The sequence below is a fragment of the Streptomyces sp. NPDC058701 genome (genome assembly GCF_042715295.1).
Taxonomy (GTDB): domain Bacteria; phylum Actinomycetota; class Actinomycetes; order Streptomycetales; family Streptomycetaceae; genus Streptomyces.
In genome coordinates, this window is the sequence record NZ_JBHXSY010000006.1 from 200,252 (window position 1) to 226,849 (window position 26,598).

At 70.0% G+C, this 26,598-nt stretch carries 25 protein-coding genes and 2 tRNA genes; 15 read left to right on the forward strand and 12 right to left on the reverse strand.

What is annotated here, in order from left to right:
- Nucleotides 1-65: 65 nt before the first annotated feature.
- Nucleotides 66-1,025: a thioredoxin-disulfide reductase gene (gene trxB / locus ACFWW8_RS08790; RefSeq protein WP_386525529.1), complete on the forward strand. Its 960-nt coding sequence runs from the start codon at nt 66-68 to the stop codon at nt 1,023-1,025.
- Nucleotides 1,026-1,076: 51 nt separating this feature from the next.
- Entirely contained in the window at nt 1,077-1,418 is a 342-nt protein-coding gene (trxA, locus tag ACFWW8_RS08795; protein WP_386525531.1) for a thioredoxin, read from the forward strand.
- A 93-nt stretch (nt 1,419-1,511) separates the two neighbouring features.
- Here the strand turns inward: trxA and ACFWW8_RS08800 are convergent, their stop codons facing one another.
- The 9 genes from ACFWW8_RS08800 to rpmH all read right to left on the reverse strand — a co-directional run bounded on the left by ACFWW8_RS08800 (nt 1,512) and on the right by rpmH (nt 7,983).
- Entirely contained in the window at nt 1,512-2,129 is a 618-nt protein-coding gene (locus ACFWW8_RS08800; RefSeq protein WP_386525534.1) for a GNAT family N-acetyltransferase, read from the reverse strand.
- A gap of 119 nt (nt 2,130-2,248) precedes the next feature.
- Nucleotides 2,249-3,337, reverse strand: a complete 1,089-nt coding sequence (locus ACFWW8_RS08805; protein WP_386525537.1) for a ParB/RepB/Spo0J family partition protein — start codon at nt 3,335-3,337, stop codon at nt 2,249-2,251.
- Nucleotides 3,334-4,422 carry a ParA family protein gene (locus tag ACFWW8_RS08810; protein WP_386525538.1) on the reverse strand — a complete coding sequence of 363 codons (1,089 nt, stop codon included), beginning with the start codon at nt 4,420-4,422 and terminating at the stop codon, nt 3,334-3,336. Before ACFWW8_RS08810 ends, ACFWW8_RS08805 begins: the two co-directional genes overlap by 4 nt.
- Nucleotides 4,423-4,687: 265 nt before the next feature.
- Nucleotides 4,688-5,428 (reverse strand): 16S rRNA (guanine(527)-N(7))-methyltransferase RsmG, encoded by a 741-nt coding sequence (gene rsmG, locus ACFWW8_RS08815; protein WP_386525761.1) that lies wholly within the window; start codon nt 5,426-5,428, stop codon nt 4,688-4,690.
- A 105-nt stretch (nt 5,429-5,533) separates the two neighbouring features.
- A complete protein-coding gene (locus tag ACFWW8_RS08820; protein WP_386525541.1) occupies nt 5,534-6,046 on the reverse strand; it encodes a protein jag in 513 nt (170 codons plus the stop codon).
- 15 nt (nt 6,047-6,061) lie between these two features.
- Entirely contained in the window at nt 6,062-7,165 is a 1,104-nt protein-coding gene (gene yidC, locus ACFWW8_RS08825; RefSeq protein ID WP_386525544.1) for a membrane protein insertase YidC, read from the reverse strand.
- 3 nt (nt 7,166-7,168) lie between these two features.
- Nucleotides 7,169-7,450, reverse strand: a complete 282-nt coding sequence (gene yidD / locus ACFWW8_RS08830) for a membrane protein insertion efficiency factor YidD (RefSeq protein WP_078904056.1) — start codon at nt 7,448-7,450, stop codon at nt 7,169-7,171.
- Entirely contained in the window at nt 7,447-7,821 is a 375-nt protein-coding gene (rnpA, locus tag ACFWW8_RS08835; RefSeq protein WP_383915954.1) for a ribonuclease P protein component, read from the reverse strand. The genes yidD and rnpA overlap by 4 nt, the downstream gene beginning before the upstream one ends.
- A gap of 24 nt (nt 7,822-7,845) precedes the next feature.
- Entirely contained in the window at nt 7,846-7,983 is a 138-nt protein-coding gene (gene rpmH, locus ACFWW8_RS08840; protein WP_008741645.1) for a 50S ribosomal protein L34, read from the reverse strand.
- A gap of 357 nt (nt 7,984-8,340) precedes the next feature.
- Here rpmH and dnaA point away from each other — a divergent pair, with 357 nt between their 5' ends.
- From dnaA to ACFWW8_RS08895, 11 genes are all read left to right on the forward strand, one after another.
- Entirely contained in the window at nt 8,341-10,101 is a 1,761-nt protein-coding gene (gene dnaA / locus ACFWW8_RS08845; protein WP_386525548.1) for a chromosomal replication initiator protein DnaA, read from the forward strand.
- A gap of 864 nt (nt 10,102-10,965) precedes the next feature.
- Nucleotides 10,966-12,096: a DNA polymerase III subunit beta gene (dnaN, locus tag ACFWW8_RS08850; RefSeq protein ID WP_386525762.1), complete on the forward strand. Its 1,131-nt coding sequence runs from the start codon at nt 10,966-10,968 to the stop codon at nt 12,094-12,096.
- A gap of 177 nt (nt 12,097-12,273) precedes the next feature.
- Complete coding sequence (gnd, locus tag ACFWW8_RS08855; protein ID WP_383915960.1) at nt 12,274-13,149, forward strand: phosphogluconate dehydrogenase (NAD(+)-dependent, decarboxylating); 876 nt, start codon at nt 12,274-12,276, stop codon at nt 13,147-13,149.
- Between the two features lie 75 nt (nt 13,150-13,224).
- Nucleotides 13,225-14,370: a DNA replication/repair protein RecF gene (gene recF / locus ACFWW8_RS08860; RefSeq protein ID WP_386525552.1), complete on the forward strand. Its 1,146-nt coding sequence runs from the start codon at nt 13,225-13,227 to the stop codon at nt 14,368-14,370.
- The gene (locus tag ACFWW8_RS08865) at nt 14,367-14,915 is read left to right on the forward strand and encodes a DUF721 domain-containing protein (RefSeq protein WP_386525555.1); all 549 of its coding nucleotides are present in this window, start codon (nt 14,367-14,369) and stop codon (nt 14,913-14,915) included. The genes recF and ACFWW8_RS08865 overlap by 4 nt, the downstream gene beginning before the upstream one ends.
- A 473-nt stretch (nt 14,916-15,388) precedes the next feature.
- Nucleotides 15,389-17,458, forward strand: a complete 2,070-nt coding sequence (gene gyrB / locus ACFWW8_RS08870; RefSeq protein ID WP_386525558.1) for a DNA topoisomerase (ATP-hydrolyzing) subunit B — start codon at nt 15,389-15,391, stop codon at nt 17,456-17,458.
- A gap of 39 nt (nt 17,459-17,497) precedes the next feature.
- On the forward strand, nt 17,498-20,107 hold the full coding sequence (gyrA, locus tag ACFWW8_RS08875) for a DNA gyrase subunit A (protein ID WP_386525559.1): 2,610 nt from the start codon (nt 17,498-17,500) through the stop codon (nt 20,105-20,107).
- 87 nt (nt 20,108-20,194) lie between these two features.
- Nucleotides 20,195-20,764, forward strand: coding sequence for a DUF3566 domain-containing protein (locus ACFWW8_RS08880; protein ID WP_386525561.1), 570 nt, complete (start codon nt 20,195-20,197; stop codon nt 20,762-20,764).
- A gap of 83 nt (nt 20,765-20,847) precedes the next feature.
- Nucleotides 20,848-20,921, forward strand: a tRNA-Ile gene (locus ACFWW8_RS08885).
- Nucleotides 20,922-21,066: 145 nt separating this feature from the next.
- Entirely contained in the window at nt 21,067-21,201 is a 135-nt protein-coding gene (locus tag ACFWW8_RS08890) for a DLW-39 family protein (protein WP_208809277.1), read from the forward strand.
- 173 nt (nt 21,202-21,374) lie between these two features.
- The gene (locus tag ACFWW8_RS08895) at nt 21,375-22,679 is read left to right on the forward strand and encodes a hypothetical protein (protein ID WP_386525563.1); all 1,305 of its coding nucleotides are present in this window, start codon (nt 21,375-21,377) and stop codon (nt 22,677-22,679) included.
- On the opposite strand, the gene ACFWW8_RS08900 is transcribed toward ACFWW8_RS08895, so the two are convergent.
- Nucleotides 22,666-24,060 carry a protein kinase gene (locus tag ACFWW8_RS08900; protein ID WP_386525566.1) on the reverse strand — a complete coding sequence of 465 codons (1,395 nt, stop codon included), beginning with the start codon at nt 24,058-24,060 and terminating at the stop codon, nt 22,666-22,668. The two genes, ACFWW8_RS08895 and ACFWW8_RS08900, sit on opposite strands and share 14 nt — an antisense overlap.
- A 43-nt stretch (nt 24,061-24,103) precedes the next feature.
- The gene (locus ACFWW8_RS08905; RefSeq protein WP_386525568.1) at nt 24,104-24,652 is read right to left on the reverse strand and encodes a helix-turn-helix domain-containing protein; all 549 of its coding nucleotides are present in this window, start codon (nt 24,650-24,652) and stop codon (nt 24,104-24,106) included.
- 161 nt (nt 24,653-24,813) lie between these two features.
- Here ACFWW8_RS08905 and ACFWW8_RS08910 point away from each other — a divergent pair.
- Both ACFWW8_RS08910 and ACFWW8_RS08915 read left to right on the forward strand, forming a co-directional pair.
- Nucleotides 24,814-24,886, forward strand: a tRNA-Ala gene (locus ACFWW8_RS08910).
- 264 nt (nt 24,887-25,150) lie between these two features.
- On the forward strand, nt 25,151-25,756 hold the full coding sequence (locus tag ACFWW8_RS08915; RefSeq protein WP_386525570.1) for a LysM peptidoglycan-binding domain-containing protein: 606 nt from the start codon (nt 25,151-25,153) through the stop codon (nt 25,754-25,756).
- 75 nt (nt 25,757-25,831) lie between these two features.
- On the opposite strand, the gene ACFWW8_RS08920 is transcribed toward ACFWW8_RS08915, so the two are convergent.
- A complete protein-coding gene (locus ACFWW8_RS08920; RefSeq protein ID WP_386525572.1) occupies nt 25,832-26,530 on the reverse strand; it encodes a DUF5324 family protein in 699 nt (232 codons plus the stop codon).
- Nucleotides 26,531-26,598 lie beyond the last annotated feature (68 nt).

Here is a 26,598-nt window from a genome sequence, read left to right on the forward strand (position 1 = left end):
GGGGTGAGAGTCCGCACCGGCCCCCGGTAGGCAACAAGCAGTCCGCAGAGACGAGGAAGAAACCCGTGAGCGACGTTCGAAACGTGATCATCATCGGCTCCGGGCCGGCCGGTTACACGGCCGCCCTGTACACCGCACGCGCTTCGCTCAAGCCCCTGGTCTTCGAAGGCGCGGTCACCGCGGGTGGCGCCCTGATGAACACCACCGAGGTGGAGAACTTCCCCGGATTCCAGGACGGCATCATGGGTCCGGACCTGATGGACAACATGCGAGGCCAGGCAGAGCGGTTCGGCGCCGAGCTGGTGTCCGACGACATCGTGTCCGTGGACCTCACGGGTGAGATCAAGACCGTCACCGACACCGCCGGCACCGTGCACCGCGCCAAGGCCGTCATCGTCACCACCGGCTCGCAGCACCGCAAGCTCGGCCTTCCCAACGAGGATGCCCTGTCCGGACGCGGCGTGTCCTGGTGCGCCACGTGCGACGGGTTCTTCTTCAAGGACCACGACATCGCCGTCGTCGGCGGCGGCGACACCGCGATCGAGGAAGCGACCTTCCTCTCCCGGTTCGCCAAGTCCGTCACCATCGTGCACCGCCGCGACAGCCTGCGCGCCTCCAAGGCCATGCAGGATCGCGCCTTCGCCGACCCGAAGATCACGTTCGCCTGGGACAGCGAGGTCGCCGAGATCCACGGTGAGCAGAAGCTCTCCGGCCTCACCCTGCGCAACACCAAGACCGGTGAGACCTCCGAGCTGCCCGTGACCGGCCTCTTCATCGCTGTCGGCCACGACCCGCGCACCGAGCTCTTCAAGGACCAGCTGGAGCTCGACGACGAGGGCTACCTCAAGGTCGCCGCCCCGTCCACGCGGACCAACGTCACCGGCGTCTTCGGCGCGGGCGACGTCGTGGACCACACGTACCGTCAGGCCATCACCGCTGCGGGAACCGGCTGCTCGGCCGCTCTCGACGCCGAGCGCTTCCTCGCTGCCCTCGCGGACGCCGAGAAGGCCCACGCAACGGTCTGACACCCTTACAGTCCCCACCCCACACCCCGCAGGAAGAACAAGGAGGCCGCTGTGGCCGGCACCCTCAAGAACGTGACCGACGCTGACTTCGACGCCGAGGTCCTCAGGAGCGACAAGCCCGTACTGGTGGACTTCTGGGCCGCGTGGTGCGGACCGTGCCGTCAGATCGCCCCGTCCCTCGAGGCCATCGCCGCCGAGTACGGCGACCAGATCGAGATCGTCAAGCTGAACATCGACGAGAACCCGGCCACGGCTGCCAAGTACGGCGTCATGTCCATCCCCACGCTCAACGTGTACCAGGGTGGCGAGGTCGCCAAGACCATCGTCGGCGCCAAGCCGAAGGCCGCCATCCTGCGTGACCTCGCCGACTTCGTCGAGGTCAAGGCCGTCTGAGTCGAAGCCGTCCGCGTCGGGACGGCCCGACGGCAACGGTGTTTCACGTGAAACGGGGCCGCCCCAGGGGCGGCCCCGTTTCGCTTCCCCGGATCACAGCGGACGCAGGGCCGGCTCCTTGCGCGCCCCGCCCAGCAGCCGGTCCAGCGCCATCTCCACGTCTTCCTTCCACGACAGCGTGGAGCGCAGCTCCAGCCGCAACCGCGGGTGCACCGGGTGGGGCCGTACGGTCTTGAAGCCCACCGCGAGCAGATGCTCCGCCGGCAGCAGACACGCCGGGCCCTCCCAACGGACGTCCCCGAAGGCCTCGATCGCCCGGAACCCACGGCGCAGCAGATCCTTCGCCACCGTCTGGACCATCACGCGGCCCAGTCCCTGGCCCTGATACCCCGGCATGATCCACGAGGTGATCAGCTGTACGGCGTCGGGCGAGACGGGGCTGGTCGGGAACGCGGTGGCCCGGGGCACGTATGCCGGGGGCGCGTACAGCACGAATCCCACCGGAACGTCGTCCACGTAGACCACGCGTCCACACGAACCCCACTCCAGGAGGACGGCCGAGATCCACGCCTCCTTCTCCGACTCCGCGGTGCCCGCCTTCACGGCGGCCTCACCACTGACCGGATCCAGCTCCCAGAACACGCAGGAGCGGCAACGCCGCGGCAGGTCCGGGAGGTTGTCCAGCGTGAGCGGTACCAGCCGACGACCCATGAGCGCATCGTATCCACTGGCCCCCCTTTTTCGACGGGCCGCCGCCCCGGGGCGGCACACGGCGAAGGGGCGGACCACACCGGTTGTCACCAGTGCGATCCGCCCCTGTAGGCCTGGGGTTACTCCCCGGACGGCCCCTGCTCCAGTACCCGGCCTTCGCCGGGGGCGAGCGTCCCGAGAATCCGCTCCAGATCCTCCATCGAGGCGAACTCGACGGTGATCTTCCCCTTCTTCTGACCCAGGTCCACCTTCACCCGCGTCTCGAACCGGTCCGACAGGCGCGTCGCCAGCTCGTTGAGCGCCGGAGCCACCCGGGCGCCGGCCCGCGGCCCCTTCGGCTTGACCGAGCTGGAGGGCTCCGACGCCATCAGCGTCACGATCTCCTCGACCGCCCGCACCGAAAGACCCTCGGCCACGATCCGGTGCGCCAGCCGGTCCTGCACTTCGGAGTCGTCCACCGACAGCAGGGCCCGCGCGTGACCCGCCGACAGGACGCCCGCGGCCACCCGGCGCTGCACCGACGGCGACAGCCTCAGCAGCCGCAGGGTGTTGGACACCTGCGGACGGGACCGCCCGATCCGGTCGGCCAGCTGGTCATGCGTGCAGTTGAAGTCCCGGAGCAGCTGGTCGTACGCCGCAGCCTCTTCCAGGGGGTTCAGCTGCGCACGGTGCAGGTTTTCCAGCAGGGCGTCCAGAAGCAGCTTTTCGTCGTCCGTGGCACGGATGATCGCCGGAATGCTCTCCAGCCCGGCCTCGCGGCAGGCCCGCCAGCGGCGCTCCCCCATGATCAGTTCGTAGCGACCGGAGGCGGCCTGCCTGACGACCACCGGCTGGAGCAGACCCACCTCCTGGATGGAGGTCACCAGCTCGGCGAGGGCGTCCTCGTCGAACACGTCACGCGGCTGCCGGGGATTCGGCGTGATGGCGTCCATCGGAAGCTCCGCGAACGTCGCCCCCGCCACCACATTGGCCTCGGCCACCACCGGATCCGGCTCTGACGGAACGACGACGAGCGATGTTTCACGTGAAACATCGGCCTGCGTCAGCGCGGCGAGCTTCGCCGCCGCGACCCCGCGCTCCGAGGTCAGCACCGGAACCGCCGACGGGGACGTCGATCCGGCGCCGATCACCGGCGGTGTCTTCTCTTGCGGGGCTGCGGGGATCAGCGCACCGAGTCCCCGCCCCAGACCCCTACGTCGCTCACTCACTGGATCCCCTCCGCCATACTCTGCGTGCTGTTCGTGCCCGCGCCCAGATGGGCGTGCCGGGCGTCGTAGTGCATTCCGACCCCGCGATACGCGATCTCTCGCGCCGCCTCCAGGTAGGAGAGGGAACCGCTGGAACCCGGGTCGTACGTGAGAACCGTCTGTCCGTAGCTCGGCGCCTCGGAGATGCGCACCGACCGCGGGATGCTGGTGCGCAGCACCTCCTTGCCGAAGTGGGTGCGCACCTCCTCCGCCACCTGCGAGGCCAGCCGGGTCCTGCCGTCGTACATCGTGAGCAGGATGGTCGAGACGTGCAGCGTCGGGTTCAGGTGCGCGCGCACCAGGTCGACGTTGCGCAGCAGCTGGCCGAGCCCCTCCAGCGCGTAGTACTCGCACTGGATCGGGATCAATACCTCCGCACCCGCCACGAGTGCGTTCACGGTGAGTAGCCCCAGCGAGGGCGGGCAGTCGATCAGGATGTAGTCGAGCGGCTGCTCGTACGCCTGGATCGCCCGCTGGAGCCGGCTCTCCCGCGCCACGAGCGATACCAGCTCGATCTCGGCGCCCGCCAGATCGATCGTGGCCGGGGCGCAGAACAGGCCCTCCACGTCAGCCACCGGCTGGACCACTTCGAGAAGCGGCCGGCTGTCGACGAGCACGTCGTAGATCGACGGCACATCGGCGTGGTGATCGATGCCCAGCGCCGTGGACGCGTTGCCCTGCGGGTCGAGGTCGACCACCAGGACCCGCGCGCCGTGCAGTGCCAGCGAGGCCGCCAGGTTCACGGTCGTGGTGGTCTTGCCCACCCCGCCCTTCTGGTTGGCGACCACGATGATCCGGGTCTGATCCGGGCGGGGAAGCCCCTCTCCGGCGCGCCCCAGCGCCTCGACGGCCAGCTGGGCGGATCGGCCGATGGGGGTGTCGTTGTCTACAAGGGGCGGAGGCGATGTTTCACGTGAAACATCCTCCCCCGCCGATTCAGAGCGGGGACCGGGGACCGGATCGGCCATCGGCCCCGCGAGGTTGGCGTCGGACCGCACGGTGTCACTCTCCTCGACATCAGGCTCGCGATGCACAGAGCCTGCCATGTCACCCGGGTCGCGAACCAGCGGGGCCCGTACTCCTGTGGATGAATCCACCGTTGTGGACAACTCCGTCCCCCTCGCGTCCTTGCGGGGGCGAGGGGCCGCAGCCGCCCGACCGCGGCTGATGATTCCGTGCAGCAGAGAGCGACGTTTCACGTGAAACACGATGCCCGGACGGAGTCTTCAGGCCGCTACGACACTCCGAAATCCATACCTATAGGGCTCAACACAGGCCAAATCTCCCACCTATGCTCCTGGAGCAGCAGGATCAACGGCGACGGCGGACCCGTCCCGCCCGCGCCGCCTTAGCCCGCTTGGCCGCGAACCTCACCCCACCGGGGCTCTCTCCGACCTCGACGCGGACCACCGTGGACAGCGGATCCACGACGCCCTCGCCCACCTGGAGCACCGAGGTCTTCACCACACCGAGCTTCGCCAGCGCGACCTTCGCCGCCACCAGCTCCTCGTCGGCGGTGCCGCCCTTGAGCGCCAGCATCTCCCCGTAGGGACGCAGCAGGGGCACGCCCCAGCCGGCCAGCCGGTCCAGCGGGGCGACCGCGCGCGCCGTCACCACGTGCACCGGCTGCAGCTTGCCAAGGACCTCCTCGGCCCGCCCGCGCACCACCGTGACGTGGTCGAGGCCGAGCAGCTCCACGGCCTCCTGGAGGAAGGTCGTCCGGCGCAGCAGCGGTTCGAGCAGCGTGATCTTGAGATCGCGCCGCACCAGGGCCAGGGGAATGCCGGGGAGCCCGGCGCCCGAGCCCACGTCGCACACGGTGACGTTCTGCGGCACCACTTCCGACAGCACAGCGCAGTTCAACAGGTGCCGCTCCCACAGCCGCGGCACCTCGCGGGGCCCGATCAGGCCCCGCTTGACTCCCGCATCGGCCAGCAGCTCCGCGTAGCGCACAGCTTCCGGGAAAAACTCACCGAACACCGCGCGCGCCTCTTCAGGCGCCGGGGGAAGCTCAGCTGCCTCCGTCACGGGGACCGTCCTTCCGTACCGCATGGTTCTGAAGACCACGTCTTCACGATGGTGCGTTGTTCACTTGCCAGGCTGACAAACATCGGCCCCGCCTGCGACACAGACGGGGCCGAACACTCACGCGACAGGTCAGGCGGGGAGTACCACGACGAAGCGCTGCGGCTCTTCGCCCTCGGACTCGCTGCGCAGGCCCGCGGCCGCCACCGCGTCGTGGACGACCTTCCGCTCGAACGGGGTCATGGGCGCCAGCTTCAGGGGCTCGCCGGACGCCTTCACGTCCGCCGCGGCCTGAGCGCCCGCTGCCGTCAGCTCCTCGCGCTTCTTCGCGCGGAACCCGTCGATGTCCAGCATCAGCCGGCTGCGGTCCCCGGTCTCCCGGTGCACGGCAAGGCGCGTCAGCTCCTGCAGAGCCTCCAGGACCTCACCCTCGTGGCCGACGAGCTTCTGCAGGTCGCGAGTGGCCGAGTCACTGACGATCGACACCGCGGCCCGGTCGGCCTCGACGTCCATGTCGATGTCCCCGTCGAGGTCGGCGATGTCGAGCAGACCCTCGAGGTAGTCGGCCGCGATCTCGCCCTCCTGCTCGAGGCGAGTGAGGGTGTCGCCACCCTCAGCGGCGGCGGTGGTGGTGCCTTCCGTCACGGGAGGGACTCCTTCTTACTTCTTGGGAGAGGGCTTGGTGGGCGTCTGGCGCTGCGACTTCGACTGGCGCTTCGGCTGCTGCCGCTTGGCGGCACCACCGCTCGCCGCGTCAGAGTCTGCCGTGGCCTCGACGCTCTTGGACACAGAACCATCGGCCTGAGCGGCCAGACCCTGCTTCGTCAGCGCGTTGATGAACTTGCGCTCGTTGTCGTTGCGGTCCGGGCCCTTGGCCACGATCCCCGCAACGATCTTCTTCTTGCTCCGGCCCTTGACGTTGCCGTTCGCGCTGATGTGCTTCAGCAGACGGGTCAGGTACTGGTCCTGCGCCATGCTGCCCGGCGTCGGGTTCTGGTTGATCACGTACATCTGCTGACCCATGGTCCAGACGTTCGTCGTGAGCCAGTAGACGAGGACACCGACGGGGAAGTTGACGCCCATGACCGCGAAGATCAGCGGGAAGATGTACATCAGCATCTTCTGCTGCTGCATGAACGGCGTCTTGACCGACAGGTCGACGTTCTTCTGCATCAGCTGGCGCTGCGTGTAGAACTGCGACAGCGACATCAGGACGATCATGACGGCGGTCACGATGCGCACGTCGGTGATCGAAGCGCCGAGCTTCGCGACATCTTCCGCGGAGTCCGTGAACTTGGAGGCCAGCGGGGCGCCGAAGATGTGTGCCTGACGGGCGCTCTCCAGCAGCGACTGGTTGATGACGCCGATGGTCTCGCCGTTGGCGATGCTGGCGAGCACGTGGTAGAGGGCGAAGAAGAACGGGGACTGCGCCAGGATGGGAAGGCACGAGGAGAGCGGGTTGGTACCCGTCTCCTTGTACAGCTTCATCATCTCTTCGGACTGACGCTGCTTGTCGTTCTTGTAGCGCTCCTGGATCGCCTTCATCTTCGGCTGGAGCGCCTGCATGCCACGCGTCGCCTTGATCTGCTTCACGAAGAGCGGGATCAGGCAGATACGGATCAGGATCACCAGGGACACGATGGACAGGCCCCAGGCCCACCCACTGTCCGGTCCGAAGACCGCGCCATAGACGCTGTGGAACTGGACGATGATCCACGAGACGGGTGTGGTGATAAAGCTGAACAGACCGGCAATCGTGTCCACTAATCAGGCTCCTTGAGCATTGCGAGATCTACGCAACGCACTGCGCAGCTGCTCGTGCCAACGCGGGCGTTTACGGGGTGGGACGTGGTCCACGCCGCCCGGGGACCACGGATTGCACCGCAGGATCCGCCAGGCGGTCAGGACCGTCCCCTTCACCGCACCATGCCGGTCGATGGCCGCGTACCCGTAGTGCGAACACGAGGGGTAGTACCGGCACACCGGGCCGAGCAGCGGACTGATCGTCCACTGGTACAGCTTGATCAAAGCGAGCAGCGGGTACTTCATCGAGCGACGCCTCCCAGGAGCCGCGTCAGTGCGGCATCCAGGTCCCGGGCCAGTTCGTCGGGGCCGGCGTCGCCCGATCCGGGCAGCGCGCGTACCACCACCAGGCTACCGGCGGGCAGCTGGGACAGCCGCTCGCGGACGAGATGGCGCAAACGGCGCTTGACCCGGTTACGGACGACGGCGTTGCCCACGGCCTTGCTGACGACGAAACCCGCACGCGTCGAGGGATCGATCTCCCCCGGCTCGTGCGGGTCCGTTGCACCGCTTGTACGTAGGTGGACGACGAGGAGAGGGCGACCGGCCCGACGTCCTCGACGTACCGCGCTCGCGAAGTCCTCGCGCCGCCTCAGCCGATTTTCGGGAGACAGCACGACGTCACGACCTGCGTCTGTTGGTTACGCGGAAAGGGCGGCGCGGCCCTTGCCACGGCGGTTCGCCAGGATCGCGCGACCGGCACGGGTACGCATCCGGAGACGGAAGCCGTGGGTCTTGGCACGACGGCGGTTGTTCGGCTGGAAGGTGCGCTTGCTCACTCGGGGGCTCCAGAGAATGAATCGTTGTGGCGGGACATCGCCTGGCTGTCACCGTGCGCCCACGAGGAAACAACTCGCGTGTTCGCCCGAGTGGCACCGCAATCGATCACGTTCGGTGATCTTCGCCCATCGGTAGGCAGGCGGCAGCAGCCATCGACAACTCGACCTCGTTACGGTACGCGCGGCTACGCCATCCGGTCAAACCGAGCCGACGGTGCCCCACACTGTGCACAGGCTGTGGACAACGACTTGAACCGTACCCGTCGCCCTGACTACCGTTGACTGACCCCTCATTTTTTGTCCCGACCGTCCCAAAGAACCACACATTCGTGGGACCCCCGTGAGAGAGCGTGCTCTGTGGCTGACGTACCTGCCGATCTTGCCGCAGTGTGGCCAAGGGTGCTCGAAAAGCTCCTCGGGGAGGGACAGCCGGGTATCGAGCCCAAGGACAAGCAGTGGGTCGAGCGCTGTCAGCCCCTGGCCCTCGTCGCCGACACCGCGCTGCTCGCCGTCCCCAACGAATGGGGCAAGCGCGTCCTCGAAGGCCGGCTCGCGCCGCTCATCAGTGACGCGCTGAGCCGGGAGTGCGGGCGCCCCATCCGGATCGCCATCACCGTGGACGACTCCGCGGGCGAGCCCGCTCCCCCCGCCCAGTCCTCCCAGCAGCGCGACGGCTACGAGCCGTACGGCGGCCAGCGCTCCGGCGGTGGCCCGGACGACCAGCTCCCCAGCGCCCGCCCCGCCTACCCGGACTACCAGCAGCCCCGCCCCGAGCCCGGTTCCTGGCCGCGGGGCGGACAGCAGGACGACTACGGCTGGCAGCAGCCGCGCCTCGGCGGTTTCCCGGAGCGCGACCCGTACGCCTCCCCGCAGCCGGGGTACCTCCAGCAGTCCGAGCCCTCCGGCTACGACCAGGGCTCGTACGAGCAGCAGAAGTACGAGCAGTCCCCGTACGAGCCCCAGCAGTCGCGGCAGTCCCATCAATACGAGCAGCAGCAGTACGAGCAGCCGGCGCCGCGCCAGCCCCAGGGCCGGCCCTCGGCGCCGGCCCCGTCCGGCGGCTCGACCTCGGGCCCGCTGGAGCCGACCGCCCGGTTGAACCCCAAGTACCTGTTCGACACCTTCGTCATCGGCGCCTCCAACCGCTTCGCGCACGCCGCCGCGGTGGCCGTCGCCGAGGCCCCCGCCAAGGCGTACAACCCCCTCTTCATCTACGGGGAGTCGGGCCTCGGCAAGACGCACCTGCTGCACGCCATCGGGCACTACGCGCGGAGCCTGTACCCGGGGACCCGCGTGCGGTACGTGAGCTCCGAGGAGTTCACCAACGAGTTCATCAACTCCATCCGTGACGGCAAGGGCGACGCCTTCCGCAAGCGGTACCGGGAGATGGACATCCTGCTGGTCGACGACATCCAGTTCCTCGCGAGCAAGGAGTCGACGCAGGAGGAGTTCTTCCACACCTTCAACACGCTGCACAACGCCAACAAGCAGATCGTGCTGTCCTCCGACCGGCCGCCCAAGCAGCTGGTCACCCTGGAGGACCGGCTCCGCAACCGCTTCGAGTGGGGCCTGATCACCGACGTCCAGCCGCCCGAGCTGGAGACCCGTATCGCGATCCTGCGCAAGAAGGCCGTCCAGGAACAGCTCAACGCCCCGCCGGAGGTACTGGAGTTCATCGCCTCACGGATCTCGCGCAACATCCGAGAGCTGGAAGGCGCGCTCATCCGGGTCACGGCCTTCGCGAGCCTGAACCGGCAGCCGGTCGACCTCGGCCTCACCGAGGACGTCCTCAAGAACCTGATCCCGGGCGGCGAGGACAGCGCGCCCGAGATCACCGCCTCGGACATCATGGCGGCCACCGCGGACTACTTCGGGCTGACGGTGGACGACCTCTGCGGGTCGTCCCGCAGCCGGGTCCTGGTGACCGCCCGGCAGATCGCCATGTACCTGTGCCGGGAGCTCACCGACCTCTCCCTGCCCAAGATCGGGGCGCAGTTCGGCGGCCGCGACCACACCACCGTCATGCACGCGGACCGCAAGATCCGGGCCCTGATGGCCGAGCGGCGCTCCATCTACAACCAGGTCACGGAGCTCACCAACCGCATCAAGAACGCCTGAGACGGCCCGCAGGAGCGGTGCCAGGGCCCCTTCACACGCACGCAGAGGGCGCTCCCGGACCACAACGGGGGCGCCCTTCTTCGTCCGTGCGCCCCTCGCCTGTTCGAATACGCCCCCTGGAGAGCAAGTCATCCACAGATTCCCGGACTTTCTTCCGTCCACAGCCTGGGGACGGGATCCGTCACCCACAATCTGTCCACAGGGCAACCGGGTGAGTGTCCATCAGGGCAGGTCAGCCCCCTGTGGAATTGTGCGCAACCGTCATCCACAGCCTGTGGACAAAAATTTCGTCCACAGGGCTTTCCACGGCTCTGTCCACCGGCAGCCCACAGCTTCGCCGTCCCTGTGCACAGGATCCGAGGACTTCTCCACACCGTTGTCCACTGTTCGGCAACGCGCCACCCCCTCTCACCGCCCCGAGTGAAAGCGGTCACACGGAAGTAGACGTTTGGGTTGTGGAGTACCGGGGGAAAGCTGGGGACACACCTGTGGAGTAGTAGGGCTCTCCTGGGGACGGCCTGTGCAGAAGTTTTCGTTCTCCACAGGGACACCGTGTTGTCCACCGGTGCCGCCCACAGGCCCGGTGGATAAAAAACGCACCCTGACCTGCGAAAACGGTTTTATCCACTGTATCCACAGCCCCTACTACTACCCCCATAGAGAGTTAGCCCGGATTCGGTTTTCAAGCAGGTCCTGTGCACAACTCGGTGGGCGGGCTCGCCGACACCTCGTCCCCGACTTGACCGTCGGCCGCACCGAGTGTCGGCGCCGTACGTCAGACTGGTCCCCGGCATCGGTCGAGGCATCGACGAGCCGACGACGAAGGCCGGCAAGACGAGCGAGCAACAGCAGGAGGCGGTTCCGGTGAAGATCCGGGTGGAGCGCGACGTACTCGCGGAGGCGGTGGCCTGGACGGCCCGCAGCCTCCCGGCCCGGCCGCCGGTCCCCGTTCTCGCGGGCCTTCTCCTGAAGGCCGAGGACGGCAAGCTCAGCCTCTCCGGATTCGACTACGAGGTCTCGGCCCGGGTCTCCGTCGACGCTGACGTCGAGGAGGACGGCACGGTCCTGGTGTCCGGCCGGCTGCTCGCCGACATCTGCCGCGCCCTCCCCAACCGGCCGGTGGAGATTTCCACAGACGGTGTACGGGCGACCGTGGTCTGCGGCTCCTCACGATTCACACTCCACACCCTGCCTGTGGAGGAGTACCCGGCACTGCCGCAGATGCCGACCGCGACCGGCACCGTGCCCGGCGAGGTCTTCGCCTCCGCCGCCGCCCAGGTCGCCATCGCCGCGGGCCGCGACGACACGCTGCCCGTGCTGACCGGTGTGCGCATCGAGATCGAGGGCGACCGCGTCACCCTCGCCTCCACCGACCGCTACCGCTTCGCGGTCCGCGAGTTCCTGTGGAAGCCGGAGGACCCGGAGGCCTCCGCCGTGGCCCTGGTGCCCGCGAAGACCCTCCTGGACACCGCGAAGTCCCTGACCAGCGGTGACACCGTCACCCTGGCGCTTTCCCGCTCGGGCCAGGGTGAGGGGCTCATCGGCTTCGAGGGCGCCGGCCGCCGCACCACCACCCGGCTGCTCGAGGGCGACCTGCCGAAGTACCGGACGCTCTTCCCGACCGAGTTCAACTCCGTGGCCGTGATCGAGACCGCCCCGTTCGTCGAGGCCGTCAAGCGTGTGGCGCTGGTCGCCGAGCGCAACACTCCCGTCCGGCTCAGCTTCGAGCAGGGCGTGCTCATCCTGGAAGCCGGTTCCAGCGACGACGCACAGGCTGTGGAGCGCGTCGACGCCATGCTCGAGGGCGACGACATCTCGATCGCCTTCAACCCGACCTTCCTGCTGGACGGCCTGAGCGCGATCGACTCGCCCGCCGCCCAGCTCAGCTTCACCACGTCCACGAAGCCGGCCCTGCTCAGCGGCCGTCCCGCGGTCGACGCCGAAGCGGACGAGGCGTACAAGTACCTGATCATGCCGGTACGCCTCTCCGGTTGATCGTTCGCAGGTCAGGCCCGGTTTCGCAGTCCGCGGGACCGGGCCTGGCCGCGTCACGGTTCCCGTGCGCCCCGTGAAGCCGGGAGGCCCGCCCCGGCGTAGGCTCGGGGCCGGGGGTGTCTCCGGGAAGCAGGGGACCCCCGGTACAGACGGCCACAACGCTTAAGGAACCACCTGATGGAGCTTGGTCTCGTCGGTCTCGGCAAGATGGGCGGCAACATGCGCGAGCGCATTCGCCGCGCAGGCCACACCGTCATCGGATACGACCGCAGCCCGGACCTCGCGGATGTCCACAGCCTGCGGGAACTCGTGGACAGCCTGCAGGCCCCCCGCGTGGTGTGGGTGATGGTCCCGGCAGGCGCGGCGACCCAGTCCACCGTCGACGAGCTCGCCGAGCTGCTCTCCCCGGGCGACGTCGTCGTCGACGGCGGCAACTCGCGCTGGACCGACGACGAGAAGCACGCGGCGGAGCTCGCCGCCAAGGGCATCGGCTTCGTCGACTGCGGCGTCTCCGGTGGCGTCTGGGGCCTCGAGAACGGCTACGCCCTCATGTACGGCGGTTCCGCGGACGACGTCGCCCGCGTCCAGCCGGTCTTCGACGCCCTCAAGCCCGAGGGCGACTTCGGCTCCGTGCACGCCGGCAAGGTCGGCGCGGGCCACTTCGCGAAGATGGTCCACAACGGCATCGAGTACGCCATGATGCAGGCCTACGCCGAGGGTTGGGAGCTCCTGGAGAAGGTGGACTCGGTCACCGACGTCCGCGAGGTCTTCCGCTCCTGGCAGGAGGGCACCGTCATCCGCTCCTGGCTGCTGGACCTGGCCGTGAACGCCCTGGACGAGGACGAGCACCTGGACCAGCTGCGCGGCTTCGCCCAGGACTCGGGCGAGGGACGCTGGACCGTGGAGGCGGCGATCGACAACGCCGTTCCGCTGCCCGCGATCACCGCGTCGCTGTTCGCCCGCTTCGCCTCGCGCCAGGACGACTCCCCGCAGATGAAGATGATCGCCGCGCTGCGCAACCAGTTCGGCGGCCACGCGGTCGAGAAGGCCTAGCGCCACGGCAGCACCACAGCACGGCAGCACCACAGCACGACAGAGCAGCAGGAAGCCGGGGGAGGTCGGCGCCGTATGCATGTTTCGCATCTCTCGTTGGCCGACTTCCGCTCGTACGCCCGGGCCGAGGTACCCCTCGACCCGGGCGTCACCGCGTTCGTGGGTCCCAACGGCCAGGGCAAGACCAACCTCGTCGAAGCCATCGGCTACCTGGCGACCCTCGGCAGCCACCGCGTCTCCTCGGACGCCCCGCTCGTCCGGATGGGCGCGGAGCGGGCGGTCATCCGCGCCGCCCTCACCCAGGGCGAGCGCCGGCAGCTGGTGGAGCTGGAACTGAACCCGGGGCGCGCGAACCGGGCCCGCATCAACCGCTCCTCGCAGGTCCGGCCGCGGGACGTGCTGGGGATCGTCCGCACGGTGCTCTTCGCCCCCGAGGACCTGGCCCTGGTCAAGGGCGACCCGGGCGAGCGACGGCGGTTCCTGGACGAACTCGTCACCGCGCGCTCGCCGCGCATGGCGGCGGTCCGGTCCGACTACGAGCGGGTGCTCAAGCAGCGCAACACCCTGCTGAAGTCCGCGGCGATGGCCCGCCGGCACGGCGGCCGCTCGATGGACCTGTCCACCCTCGACGTGTGGGACCAGCACCTGGCACGCACGGGCGCGGAGCTGCTGGCGCACCGCCTGGACCTGATCGCGACGCTGCTGCCCCTGGCGGACAAGGCGTACGAGCAGCTCGCGCCCGGCGGCGGCCCGCTGGGCCTGTCGTACAAGTCCTCCGCCGGCGAGGCGGCCGAGGCCGTGGACGGCGGCGCCGTGCGGACCCGCGAGGCGCTGTTCGAGGCCCTGCTGGCGGCCCTGGCGGAGGTGCGCAAGCAGGAGATCGAGCGGGGGGTGACCCTGGTCGGCCCGCACCGCGACGACGTGCTGCTGCGGCTGGGCGAGCTGCCCGCCAAGGGGTACGCCAGCCACGGGGAGTCGTGGTCGTACGCGCTGGCGCTGCGCCTGGCCTCGTACGAGCTGCTGCGCTCGGAGGGCAGCGAGCCCGTGCTGATCCTGGACGACGTCTTCGCGGAGCTGGACGCACGGCGCCGGGAGCGGCTGGCGGAGCTGGTGGCGCCGGGCGAGCAGGTCCTGGTGACGGCGGCTGTGGACGATGACGTTCCGGGTGTGCTGGCGGGAGCGCGGTTCGGAGTGTCCGGCGGTGAGGTGACCCGGCTGTGAACGATCAGGGAGACGGCGGCCCCCGGGCCGGACAGGAGCCGCGCAGGGTTCCGGAGGCGTCCGGGGTGGACCTGGCCCGCCAGGCCCTGGCGGCGGCGCGGGAGCAGGCGCGGGCCCGGGGCAACGCGGCGGGCGGCCGCAAGCGGCAGTACCAGCCGGGGCTGCGCTCCGGCGCCCGGGCGGACGGCCGCGACCCGATGCCGCTGATGGCGGCGCTGGACCGGCTGCGCACCGAGCGCGGCTGGGAGATGCCGATGGCGGTCGCGGGCGTGATGGAGCGCTGGCCGGAGATCGTCGGCCCGGACATCGCCGCGCACTGTGAACCGGAACGCTACGAGGACCGTGAACTGGTCGTGCGGTGCGATTCCTCGGCGTGGGCCGCCCAGCTGAAGCTGCTGGCCCCGCAGCTGGTCGCGCGGCTCAACGCGGACCTGGGGCAGGGCACCGTACGGCTGATCAAGGTGCACGGCCCCGGCGGGCGTCCCAAGGGGTACGGACCGTGGCGGGCGCCCGGGAGCAAGGGCCCGGGGGACACCTACGGCTGAGCCGGCCCCGGCCTCCCGCACCCCGGTCCTCGGCGCCCGAGGCCGGGCGGGGAGCCGTCGGCGGCCTGCTCCCGACCGGGCCGCCACCCGCCCCGGCAGCGGGTCGTCCGTACGGATCTCCCGTGCGGGACCGGCCGTGGGCGGTGCCGGAACGCCCGCGGGGCGCGGGGTCCGGCCGCGGTTCGCGCGTGGTATCCCTCACGGTAGCGGGACGTTGACAGGCCGAAGCGCTGGATGCCCGTGTGAGCCTCTTTGGGCCCCTCCCCGTATATGGGGAGTCGGAGAGAGGAGGTTCAGGGCGGCACATGTGGACTCAGGTACCGGCAAACCCCCATTCATGTCGGCGGTACCGGTAGACTGGAGCCAATCCCGCCCCATCGCGGGATCCCGTCGACTTACGCCGACAACACGCTGACAACGCAGATCGACGCAGCCGCTCCCGCTCGCATGCCTGCTGGCCCGGAGTACGGCCTGTGCTGTGCCAGAAAGGGCGCTTCGTGGCCGATTCCGGCAACCCCAACGACAAGAACGAGTCCACCGCCGGCGGCGAGGCCGCCGAGGCAGGTGGATCTTCGTACACCGGAAGCAACATCCAGGTCCTGGAGGGCCTGGACGCGGTCCGCAAGCGGCCCGGCATGTACATCGGATCGACGGGTGAGCGCGGTCTGCACCACCTCGTCTACGAGGTCGTCGACAACTCGGTCGACGAGGCGCTGGCCGGGCAAGCGGACACCATCGACGTCACGATCCTCGCCGACGGCGGGGTCAAGGTCGTCGACAACGGCCGTGGCATCCCGGTCGACATCGTGCCCTCCGAGGGCAAGCCGGCCGTCGAGGTCGTGCTGACCGTCCTGCACGCGGGCGGCAAGTTCGGCGGCGGCGGCTACGCCGTCTCCGGCGGTCTGCACGGCGTGGGCGTCTCCGTCGTGAACGCGCTGTCCAAGAGGGTCGCGGTCGAGATCCGGCGTGACGGCTACCGCTGGACCCAGGACTACAAGCTGGGCACCCCCACCGCGCCCCTCGCGAAGAACGAGGAGACCGACGAGACCGGCACCTCGGTGACGTTCTGGGCCGACGCCGACATCTTCGAGACGACGGAGTACTCCTTCGAGACGCTGTCGCGGCGCTTCCAGGAGATGGCCTTCCTCAACAAGGGCCTGACCCTGTCGCTGACGGACGAGCGGGAGTCCGCGAAGGCGACGGTCGGCGCGGACGACCCGGACGCGGACGTGGTCGAGCCCCCTGCGCGCACGGTGAAGTACTACTACGAGGGCGGCATCGTCGACTTCGTGAAGTACCTCAACTCGCGCAAGGGCGAGCTGATCCACCCGACCGTCATCGACGTCGAGGCCGAGGACAAGGAGCGCATGCTCTCGGTCGAGATCGCGATGCAGTGGAACTCGCAGTACACGGAGGGGGTCTACTCCTTCGCGAACACGATCCACACCCATGAGGGCGGCACGCACGAGGAGGGCTTCCGCGCGGCGCTGACCGGCCTGGTCAACCGCTACGCGCGCGAGAAGAAGTTCCTGCGCGAGAAGGACGACAACCTCGCCGGCGAGGACATCCGCGAGGGTCTGACGGCGATCATCTCGGTGAAGCTGGGCGAGCCCCAGTTCGAGGGTCAGACGAAGACCAAGCTGGGCAACACCGAGGCCAAGACCTTCGTGCAGAAGGTCGTCCACGAGCACCTCAACGACTGGTTCGACCGGAACCCGAACGAGGCCGCGGACATCATCCGCAAGTCGATCCAGGCGGCCACGGCGCGCGTCGCGGCCCGCAAGGCCCGCGACCTCACCCGCCGCAAGGGCCTGCTGGAGAGCGCCTCGCTGCCGGGCAAGCTGTCCGACTGCCAGTCGAACGACCCGACCAAGTGCGAGATCTTCATCGTCGAGGGCGACTCGGCCGGCGGCTCCGCGAAGTCCGGCCGCAACCCGATGTACCAGGCCATCCTGCCCATCCGCGGCAAGATCCTGAACGTCGAGAAGGCCCGCATCGACAAGATCCTCCAGAACACCGAGGTCCAGGCGCTCATCAGCGCCTTCGGTACCGGCGTCCACGAGGACTTCGACATCGAGAAGCTCCGCTATCACAAGATCATCCTGATGGCGGACGCCGACGTCGACGGCCAGCACATCAACACCCTGCTCCTGACCTTCCTCTTCCGCTTCATGCGGCCGCTGGTCGAGGCCGGGCACGTGTACCTCTCCCGCCCCCCGCTGTACAAGATCAAGTGGGGCCGGGACGACTTCGAGTACGCGTACTCCGACCGCGAGCGCGACGCCCTGGTGGAGCTCGGCAAGCAGAACGGCAAGCGGATCAAGGAAGACTCGATCCAGCGCTTCAAGGGTCTGGGCGAGATGAACGCCGAGGAACTGCGCATCACCACCATGGACGTGGACCACCGCGTGCTCGGCCAGGTCACCCTGGACGACGCGGCACAGGCCGACGACCTGTTCTCGGTGCTGATGGGTGAGGACGTCGAAGCCCGGCGCTCCTTCATCCAGCGCAACGCCAAGGACGTCCGCTTCCTCGACATCTGAGTCGGCTCAGCTGACCGCCTGAAAGGATCTTGACCAGCAATGGCCGACGAAACCACCCCCACCGCGGAGAACTCCGCGGAGGAGCCCGTCATGCGTATCGAGCCCGTCGGGCTCGAGACGGAGATGCAGCGCTCCTACCTCGACTACGCGATGTCCGTCATCGTCTCGCGCGCCCTGCCGGACGTGCGGGACGGGCTCAAGCCGGTCCACCGCCGCGTGCTGTACGCGATGTACGACGGCGGCTACCGGCCCGAGAAGGGCTTCTACAAGTGCGCCCGCGTCGTCGGCGACGTCATGGGCACCTACCACCCGCACGGCGACTCCTCGATCTACGACGCGCTGGTCCGCCTGGCCCAGCCGTGGTCGCTGCGGATGCCGCTGGTGGACAGCAACGGCAACTTCGGCTCCCCGGGCAACGACCCGGCGGCCGCGATGCGCTACACCGAGTGCAAGCTGATGCCGCTGGCCATGGAGATGCTCCGGGACATCGACGAGGAGACCGTCGACTTCACGGACAACTACGACGGCCGCAACCAGGAGCCGACGGTCCTGCCGGCGCGCTTCCCGAACCTGCTGGTCAACGGCAGCGCCGGCATCGCGGTCGGCATGGCCACCAACATCCCGCCGCACAACCTCCGCGAGGTCGCGTCCGGCGCCCAGTGGGCGCTGGAGCACCCGGAGGCCTCGCACGAGGAGCTCCAGGACGCGCTCATCGAGCGGATCAAGGGCCCTGACTTCCCGTCGGGCGCCCTGGTCGTGGGCCGCAAGGGCATCGAGGAGGCGTACCGGACCGGGCGCGGCTCCATCACGATGCGCGCGGTGGTGGAGGTCGAGGAGATCCAGAACCGCCAGTGCCTGGTGGTCACGGAGCTCCCGTACCAGACCAACCCCGACAACCTCGCGCAGAAGATCGCGGACCTCGTCAAGGACGGCAAGGTCGGCGGCATCGCCGACGTCCGCGACGAGACGTCCTCGCGGACCGGCCAGCGCCTGGTGATCGTCCTCAAGCGCGACGCCGTCGCCAAGGTCGTGCTGAACAACCTGTACAAGCACACCGACCTGCAGACGAACTTCGGCGCGAACATGCTGGCGCTGGTGGACGGCGTGCCGCGCACGCTGTCGATCGACGCGTTCATCCGCCACTGGGTGACGCACCAGATCGAGGTCATCGTCCGGCGTACGAAGTTCCGCCTGCGCAAGGCGGAGGAGCGGGCGCACATCCTGCGCGGCCTGCTCAAGGCGCTGGACGCGATCGACGAGGTCATCGCGCTGATCCGGCGCAGCAACACCGTCGAGATCGCCCGCGAGGGCCTGATGGGCCTGCTGTCGATCGACGAGATCCAGGCGAACGCGATCCTGGAGATGCAGCTCCGCCGCCTGGCGGCCCTGGAGCGGCAGAAGATCGTCGCCGAACACGACGAGCTCCAGGCCAAGATCAACGAGTACAACGCGATCCTGGCCTCGGAGTCGCGCCAGCGCACCATCGTCAGCGAGGAACTGGCCGCGATCGTCGAGAAGTTCGGCGACGACCGGCGCTCCAAGCTGGTCCCCTTCGACGGCGACATGTCCATGGAGGACCTGATCGCCGAAGAGGACATCGTCGTCACGATCACGCACGGCGGCTACGTCAAGCGGACCAAGACCGAGGACTACCGCTCGCAGAAGCGCGGCGGCAAGGGCGTTCGCGGGACGAAGCTGAAGCAGGACGACCTGGTCGACCACTTCTTCGTCTCGACCACGCACCATTGGCTGCTGTTCTTCACCAACAAGGGCCGCGTCTACCGCTCCAAGGCGTACGAGCTGCCGGACGCCGGCCGTGACGCGCGCGGGCAGCACGTGGCGAACCTGCTGGCCTTCCAGCCGGACGAGAAGATCGCCCAGATCCTCGCGATCCGCGACTACGAGGCGGCGCCCTACCTGATCCTGGCCACCAAGGGCGGCCTGGTGAAGAAGACGGCGCTCAAGGACTACGACTCGCCCCGTTCGGGTGGCGTCATCGCGATCAACCTCCGGGAGACGGAGGACGGCAGCGATGACGAGCTGATCGGCGCGGAGCTGGTGTCCGCCGACGACGACCTGCTGCTCATCAGCCGCAAGGCGCAGTCGATCCGCTTCACGGCGACCGACGACTCGCTGCGCCCGATGGGCCGCGCGACCTCGGGCGTGAAGGGCATGAGCTTCCGCGGCGGGGACGAGCTGCTCTCGATGAGCGTGGTCCGGCCGGGTACGTTCGTGTTCACCGCGACCGACGGGGGCTACGCCAAGCGCACGCCGGTCGACGAGTACCGGGTCCAGGGCCGTGGCGGACTGGGCATCAAGGCCGCGAAGATCGTGGAGGACCGCGGGTCGCTCGTAGGGGCGCTCGTTGTGGACGAAACGGACGAGATTCTTGCCATCACGCTCAGCGGTGGTGTGATTCGTACGCGCGTCAACGAAGTCAGGGAGACCGGCCGTGACACCATGGGTGTCCAGCTGATCAACCTGGGGAAGCGCGATGCCGTGGTGGGCATCGCTCGTAACGCCGAGGCCGGTCAGGAAGCTGACGAGGTCGACGAGATCGAGACGGATATCGAGACCGAGGCAGCCGATGGACAGGCCGCCGAGGCCGCCGGGGGCACGCAGCCTCCGGCCGGGGAGCACGAGGAGTAAGTCGTGAGTGGAGCCACGGGCGCCGGACCGGCCAAGACTGGAGCGAACGGTGCCCGTGGCCCCGCCGCGGACTCCCAGGGGGGAACCGTGACGGATACCCGGGGGCCGCAGCCCGCGGGCGGGGCGGGCACCGGTACGAGTACCGGCGCCGGCGCCGGCCAGGACCGGCCCGCACAGCCGTACCAGCCGCCGCAGGCCTACGCGGCGCCTCCCGGCCAGGGGACGCAGCGGGGCGGCGGCGCGGCCGCACAGCGCGCGCCGCGTACGGGGACGCGCACGGCGCCCCGGACGCGCAAGGCGCGGCTGCGGGTGGCCAAGGCCGACCCGTGGTCGGTGATGAAGGTCAGTTTCCTGCTGTCGATCGCGCTGGGCCTCTGCACGATCGTCGCCGCGGTGGTGCTGTGGATGGTCATGGACGCGATGGGCGTCTTCTCGACCGTCGGCGGCACGATCAGCGAGGCGACCGGCTCCAACGAGAGCAACGGCTTCGACCTCCAGTCGTTCCTGTCGCTGCCGCGCGTGCTGGTCTTCACGTCGGTGATCGCGGTCATCAACGTGGTGCTGGCGACCGCGCTGGCGACGCTCGGCTCCTTCATCTACAACCTGTCCGCGGGGTTCGTCGGCGGTGTCGAGCTGACGCTCGCCGAGGACGAGTGACCTGCGCAGACGCGCGGTCAGAACCGGTTTTGGAGCTACCGCGTCTGTGCGCTAATCTTCAGGAGTCAGCGCGCAGCGCGGATGGGGCTATAGCTCAGTTGGTTAGAGCGCATCCCTGATAAGGATGAGGCCACAGGTTCAAATCCTGTTAGCCCCACAGTGTCGAAGACCCCCAGGCCCTAAACCTGGGGGTCTTCGTCGTTGGGCCAGTTGGTGGGTTGCCAGGTCACCGATCGGTATCGGTCGGTGTGTATTGTTGGGCGCCAGAAGTCCCCTACGTCAACGAAAGACGAGGTCGCGCGGTGAAGAAGCTGCTCCTGGTCGCACTGGCCGCCATCGGCGGGCTCCTCGTGTACCGCCAGATCCAGGCGGACCGCGCCGAGCAGGACCTGTGGACGGAGGCAACTGACTCCGTGCCCTCTGGTTCCGGTGTGTGAGACCCAAGGTTGATCCCATGAAGCCCCGGCTGCCGCTGCTGCCGGGGCTTTGTGCTGTTCTGTGACGAAAAGTTGCATTATGCAAAGATTTTGCGTGCGCTAGCAAACTCGGGGTGGGCGTGATGGGTCGGGTACGTCGGACAGGTCGGGTGCGGGTACGCCGGGCCCCGCGGGTGCGCAGGACCGCGCTCCTGGGAGCAGCGGCCCTGGCCGCCGCGGCGGGGGCGCCCGTGGCGGCGCACGCCGAGGAGGCGGCCCCGCGGCCCGTGCCGACGTACCGGGCCGCCGAGGGCGCCAGGGTGGTGGAGGGGAAGCCCTCCACCGCGGACGCCCCGCTGGTGGAGGCGGGCCACACCTACGCGGACACCCTGGCGCCCGGGGAGCGGGTCTACCGGCTCGTCCTGGAGCAGGACCGGTCCGACGTGTACGTCTCCGCCGTGGCGCGGCCGGGGCCCGGCGCCAAGGTCGGCTACAGCGACGGCATCGCGGTGGAGGTCATGACCACCGCCGGGCGGACCTGCCCGGGCGGTTCCGGCCGGGCCTCCTTCGGCTACGACCCGGTCCCCATCAGCGCCGCGGGCGTCCGGCGGGGCGCGGAGGACCACGACTGCGCGCCGGGCGGGGTGTACTACGCGAAGGTCACCCGGACCGCCGCGAAGGGCTCCGACCAGAGCCCGTGGCCGCTGGAGCTCCGGGTCCAGCGCGAGCCCGGCACCGGCGCGGGCGGCCCCACCGCGGCGCCCAGCGCCTGGCCCTCGGGGACGCCCGTCCTGCCCGGCAGCGAGCCGGTGCCCCGGACCGGAGGCACCGGCTTCAACGACGCCCGGGCCCTGACGTCCGGGGTGTGGCGCGACGAGCTGCTGCCCGGCCAGACCCGGTACTACCGGGTCCCGCTGGACTGGGGACAGCAGCTGGGCGTCGGCGCCGAACTGGCCGCGGCCCGGATGACGAAGAGTTACGGGTCGGCGTCGAACGGGCTCACCGTCGCGCTGTACAGCCCGTACCGGGCCCCGGTCTCGGACGAGAGCGCCCCGTACGACGGCAAGCAGGCCGGGCTCACGCTGGAGAAGACGCCGCCCGTGGCGTACGAGAACCGCTTCTCCGGTGACCGGGACGTCGAGGCGGTGGCGACCGCCGGCTGGTACTACATCGGCGTCACCATGGGCGGAAAGGTCGCCGAGTTCACGCAGGACGCCGCTCCGGTGCCGCTGACCCTGCGGACGGACGTCAGCGGCAGTCCGGGGAAGGGGCCCGCCTACCGGGAGGACCCCGCCGCGGGCGGGTTCGGCGTCGGGACCGCGGACCGGGCGGCGGCCCGGGACGGGCTGACCGCGCCGGAGGCGAGCGAGGACGCCGCGAACCGTTCGTCGATGCGGCTGGTGGCCGGGGCGGGCTTCGGCACCGGGACGCTGCTGCTGCTCGTCCTGGGCGGCTGGGTGCTGCTGGCCCGGCGGGGCCGGGGCGCTACTGCTGGATGACGGTCCAGACGCCGACCGCGAAGCAGAGCAGCGCCGCGAGGAGGATGCCGGCCGTCACCCGGGCCGGGGGCGGGGTGATGCCGCCGGTACGGGCCGCCGGGGCGGTGGGGGCCGTCGGGGCCGGGTGCGGGGCGGGGGCCGGGGGCGGCAGGTGGAAGCTCCCGGTCGCCGAGGGGCCGGACGCCCGGGCGGGCGCGGCGGCGTGGGGCGGAGCCGGATGGGGCGCGGCGGCGTGGGGCGGAGCCGGATGGGGCGCGGCCGTGTGGGACGGAGCCGGATGGGGCGCGGCCGCGTACGGGGCGGCGGTGGTCCCGCTGTGGGGTGCTGCGGGGGCGGCGGGTGCCGTGGCCCCGGCCAGCATCCGGGCCGCTTCCCGCGGATCGGCGGGGGCGGGCTGCGGCGCGGTGCCAAAGGACGTGGGAGGGGACCCGGGAACGGGCGTCTGAGCGCCCGACGGGGCGGTGGCGACCGTGCGGGCCCCCGGGGTCACGGCAGACGTGCTCAGCGGCCCCTGGGGGCCGAAACCGGCGGGGATGGGGCCGAGTTGGTCGAACACCTCCACCGGTTCCTCGTCGGGGGCGGGCGGCGGGAGGAGCTCGACGGCCTCGGCGAGCGCCTTGCGGGCGCCCGTGGCCGTGCGGAACCGGCTGTGGGGGTCAGGCTGGAGGAGGGAGGAGAGGACGTCCCAGAGCGGCGCGGGGACGCCTTCGGGAGCGCCGGGGGTGCCGTGGGCGAGGAAGTGCTCCACCAGGGCCTGGGAGTCGGGCTTGCGCCCCTGCAGCAGGTACAGGGCCACCAGGCCGGTGGCGAAGAGGTCCGCGGAGAAGTCGGGCTCGGCGCCCAGCAGTTGCTCGGGGGCGAAATAACCAGGGGTGCCGACCACGTGGTTGGTCTCGGTCAGCCGGGGCTCGCCCTTGCGCATGGAGATGCCGAAGTCGGACAGCCGCAGGTGCGGCCGCCCGGTTCCGGTGGCCTCCATCAGGATGTTGGCCGGCTTGATGTCGCGGTGCACGACACCCTCGGCGTGCACCGCGGCCAGCCCGGACAGGAGCTGGTCGAGCAGCGTGCACACGAAGCGGGGCGGGAGCGGTCCGTAGTCGCCGATCACGTGGGCGAGGGAGCCGCCGCCGACCAGGTCCATCGTGAAGAGGACCTTGTCGTCGTCGGCCGCCCAGCTGGCCGGCGCCAGTACGTGGGGGTGGTCGATCCGCAGGGCCTGTTCCCGAACGAAGCGCAGCAGCGTGTGGGCGTCGCTCTGCAGGAGGACCTTCGCGGCGACGTACCGTCGACGCCTGTGGTCCCAGGCCCGCCACACGGCGCCCGCACCACCGCGCCCGATCGGATCGATCAGCTCGTACCGACCGGCGAAGATCTCACCCACGCTGTGCCCGTCCCCCCGTCACCCTCGTCCGACGCCGTGCGTGTCAGTTCTGATGGGCCTCGTAGTGGGCCACCGCGTCCGCGGTGCGGCCCGCGCCGTACACCCGGAGGAACTCTGCCAGTTCCGGGTGGCTGGGGGCGAGGGTGTCGGCGGCGTCGATGATGTCGCCGGCCGCGGAGACCGAGCGCAGCAGCGACTGGATCTCCCGGACGACCCGCTTCACGGTGGGGGCTCCCGAATGGGTCGCGGTCTGGCCGCTGTTGCTCAGGACGGAGCCTCCCTGGGTCTTCTTGATCTCGTCCATCCGGTCGGCGGCCTCCCCGGCACTGACGCTCCCGTCGGACACCTGTCCGGCGAGGTCCTGGAGGGCCTGGACGCGCTGCACCACGGCAGGGTTGCCGATCTTGGCACGCTGGCCGCTCATCAGCTGGGACAGCATGGGCGCCGACAGTCCGAGGACGGCAGCGAGGCGGGCCTGGTTCAAGCCGAGGTCATCTATGAGTCGGCGGAAGAGCGCGCCGAGCGGCTCCCCGTACCAACTGCGCTGAAGCTCTCTGGCTCTGGCCGTGGCCTCTTGTTGTACTGCGTCCACTCTTACTACTCCCCTTCGCTGGTGCGAACCTCGCGAGCATCTTACGGAGAGTGGTCGCGGGGCGGGAGTCCCTATCATTTTGCGAGATGAGGGGGTACACCCGGTACTCTGTTCTGCGGAACGACCCCTCCTCGTACGGGGACGGGTGCGTCCACATGCTCGGGGCCTTAGCTCAGTTGGTAGAGCGCTGCCTTTGCAAGGCAGATGTCAGGAGTTCGAATCTCCTAGGCTCCACATCGAAATGCCCCCCCTGACCTGCGGAAACGCAGGCAGGGGGGTTTTTGGTGCACCCGCGTCCGGGGCGTCCCGGCTACCCGCCGGCGTTGTTTCACGTGAAACAACGCCCGCAGGAGGGCTCGCGGCGAGGGCGGTGGCCGTCCGCCCGGCCGCGTGCGTCCCCCGGACGGCCCCGTCGCGGGGCCCTCCGGGGCCCGGTGTCCGACAGTGGGAGAAGGCGTACCGCCCAGGGGGGCACCACCACGCCGGAGGCGTACAGACATGGGACTCTTCGACTTCCTGAAGTCCGACAAGCAGAAGCGGGACGAGGCCGCCGAGAAGGTGCGGGAGCAGGTCCAGCAGCAGGCATCGGCGCCCGCCGCGGCTCCCGCGAGCTCCGCCGCCGACGCCGCCGCGGCCACCCGGGCGGCCGCCGACCGGATGGCGGCCGCGGCGCCGCCCAAGGCCGCGCCGCCCAAGGCCGCGCCGACCCGCCCCGGGGCCGGTCCCGTCCGGCCCGCGTCCGCGGCGCCCGGGCCCACCCCGCCCAGGCCCGCGGCGCCGACCCCCGCGTCGGCCGCGCACAAGGCCGTCCCCGTGGCCCCCAAGCCCGCCGTCGTGCCGCCGAAGCCCGTCGCGCCCGCCAGGGGTCCCGCTGCGCCGCACACCCCGTCGCCCGCCTCGGCCGCGCACAAGGCGGTCCCGGTGGCGCCCGCCGCCAAGAAGCGCACGTACACCGTCCGGCCCGGCGACTCGCTCTCCCTGATCGCCCGCCGCGAGCTCGGCAACGAGGGCCGCTGGCGGGAGCTGTACGCCGTGAACAAGGCCGTCATCGGTTCCGACCCCGACGTCATCCGCCCGGGCATGGTCCTCGTCCTTCCCAACTGACGCCGCAGGGCACACGCCGAAGGGGCCCGCATCCTGCCGGATGCGGGCCCCTTCGGCGTACGGATGATCCGCGGGTCAGGGCCGCTCGCCCTCGACGGTCGGCCCCGCGTCCGCGTCGCGCTCCTTCTCCGCCAGCTCGTCGTCGAAGCTCGCCGGGCCGGCGTCGCGCGCCGACAGCTCGGTGGCCGCCGGCGGCTCGACGAGCCAGTCCGGGTTCGACTGCTGGTCCCACCACTTCCACGCCGCGTAGGCACCGCCGGCCAGCAGGCCGACCAGGGCCACACCGCGCAGCACGCGGCCCGTGCGCGCCCGGCGTTCGTGTCGCCGCACCAGCCGCTGCACCTCCTTCGCCGACACCTGGCCGCGCAGCGCGGCGAAGGCGGCGGTCGACCGCGAGGCGGCCTCCTCGGCGACCGGGGCGGCCGCCGCGATCGCGCTCTCGAGCTTCGGCTGCGTGTAGTCGGCCGCCTGACGCGCTGCCAGGCGCGTCTGCATCACCGCACGCGTCGCCGCCCGGTCCACATTCGGCGGCACGTGGGAGCGTGCCGACTTGAGCACGGGGTGCAGATGGTTGTCGTACGTCGTACGTGCCTGCTTCGCGGCCTCGTTGGCCGCGTACGACACCTTGGGCGCCAGCCGCTCGTTCGCCTCATGCGCGTAGTGCACCGCGGCATCCTTGGCGGTTTCTGCGTACGGCGCCACCACTTCCGACGCGTGCCGCACAGTCTCCCTGGCGCTCTCGGCGGCCAGGCGCACGCTGTCCTTGCGGGTCACGGAATTCCTCCTCCTCGGTGGCGGACACAGTTCACCTTTCCACCCTTTGTCGGATCATGCCTGCCATC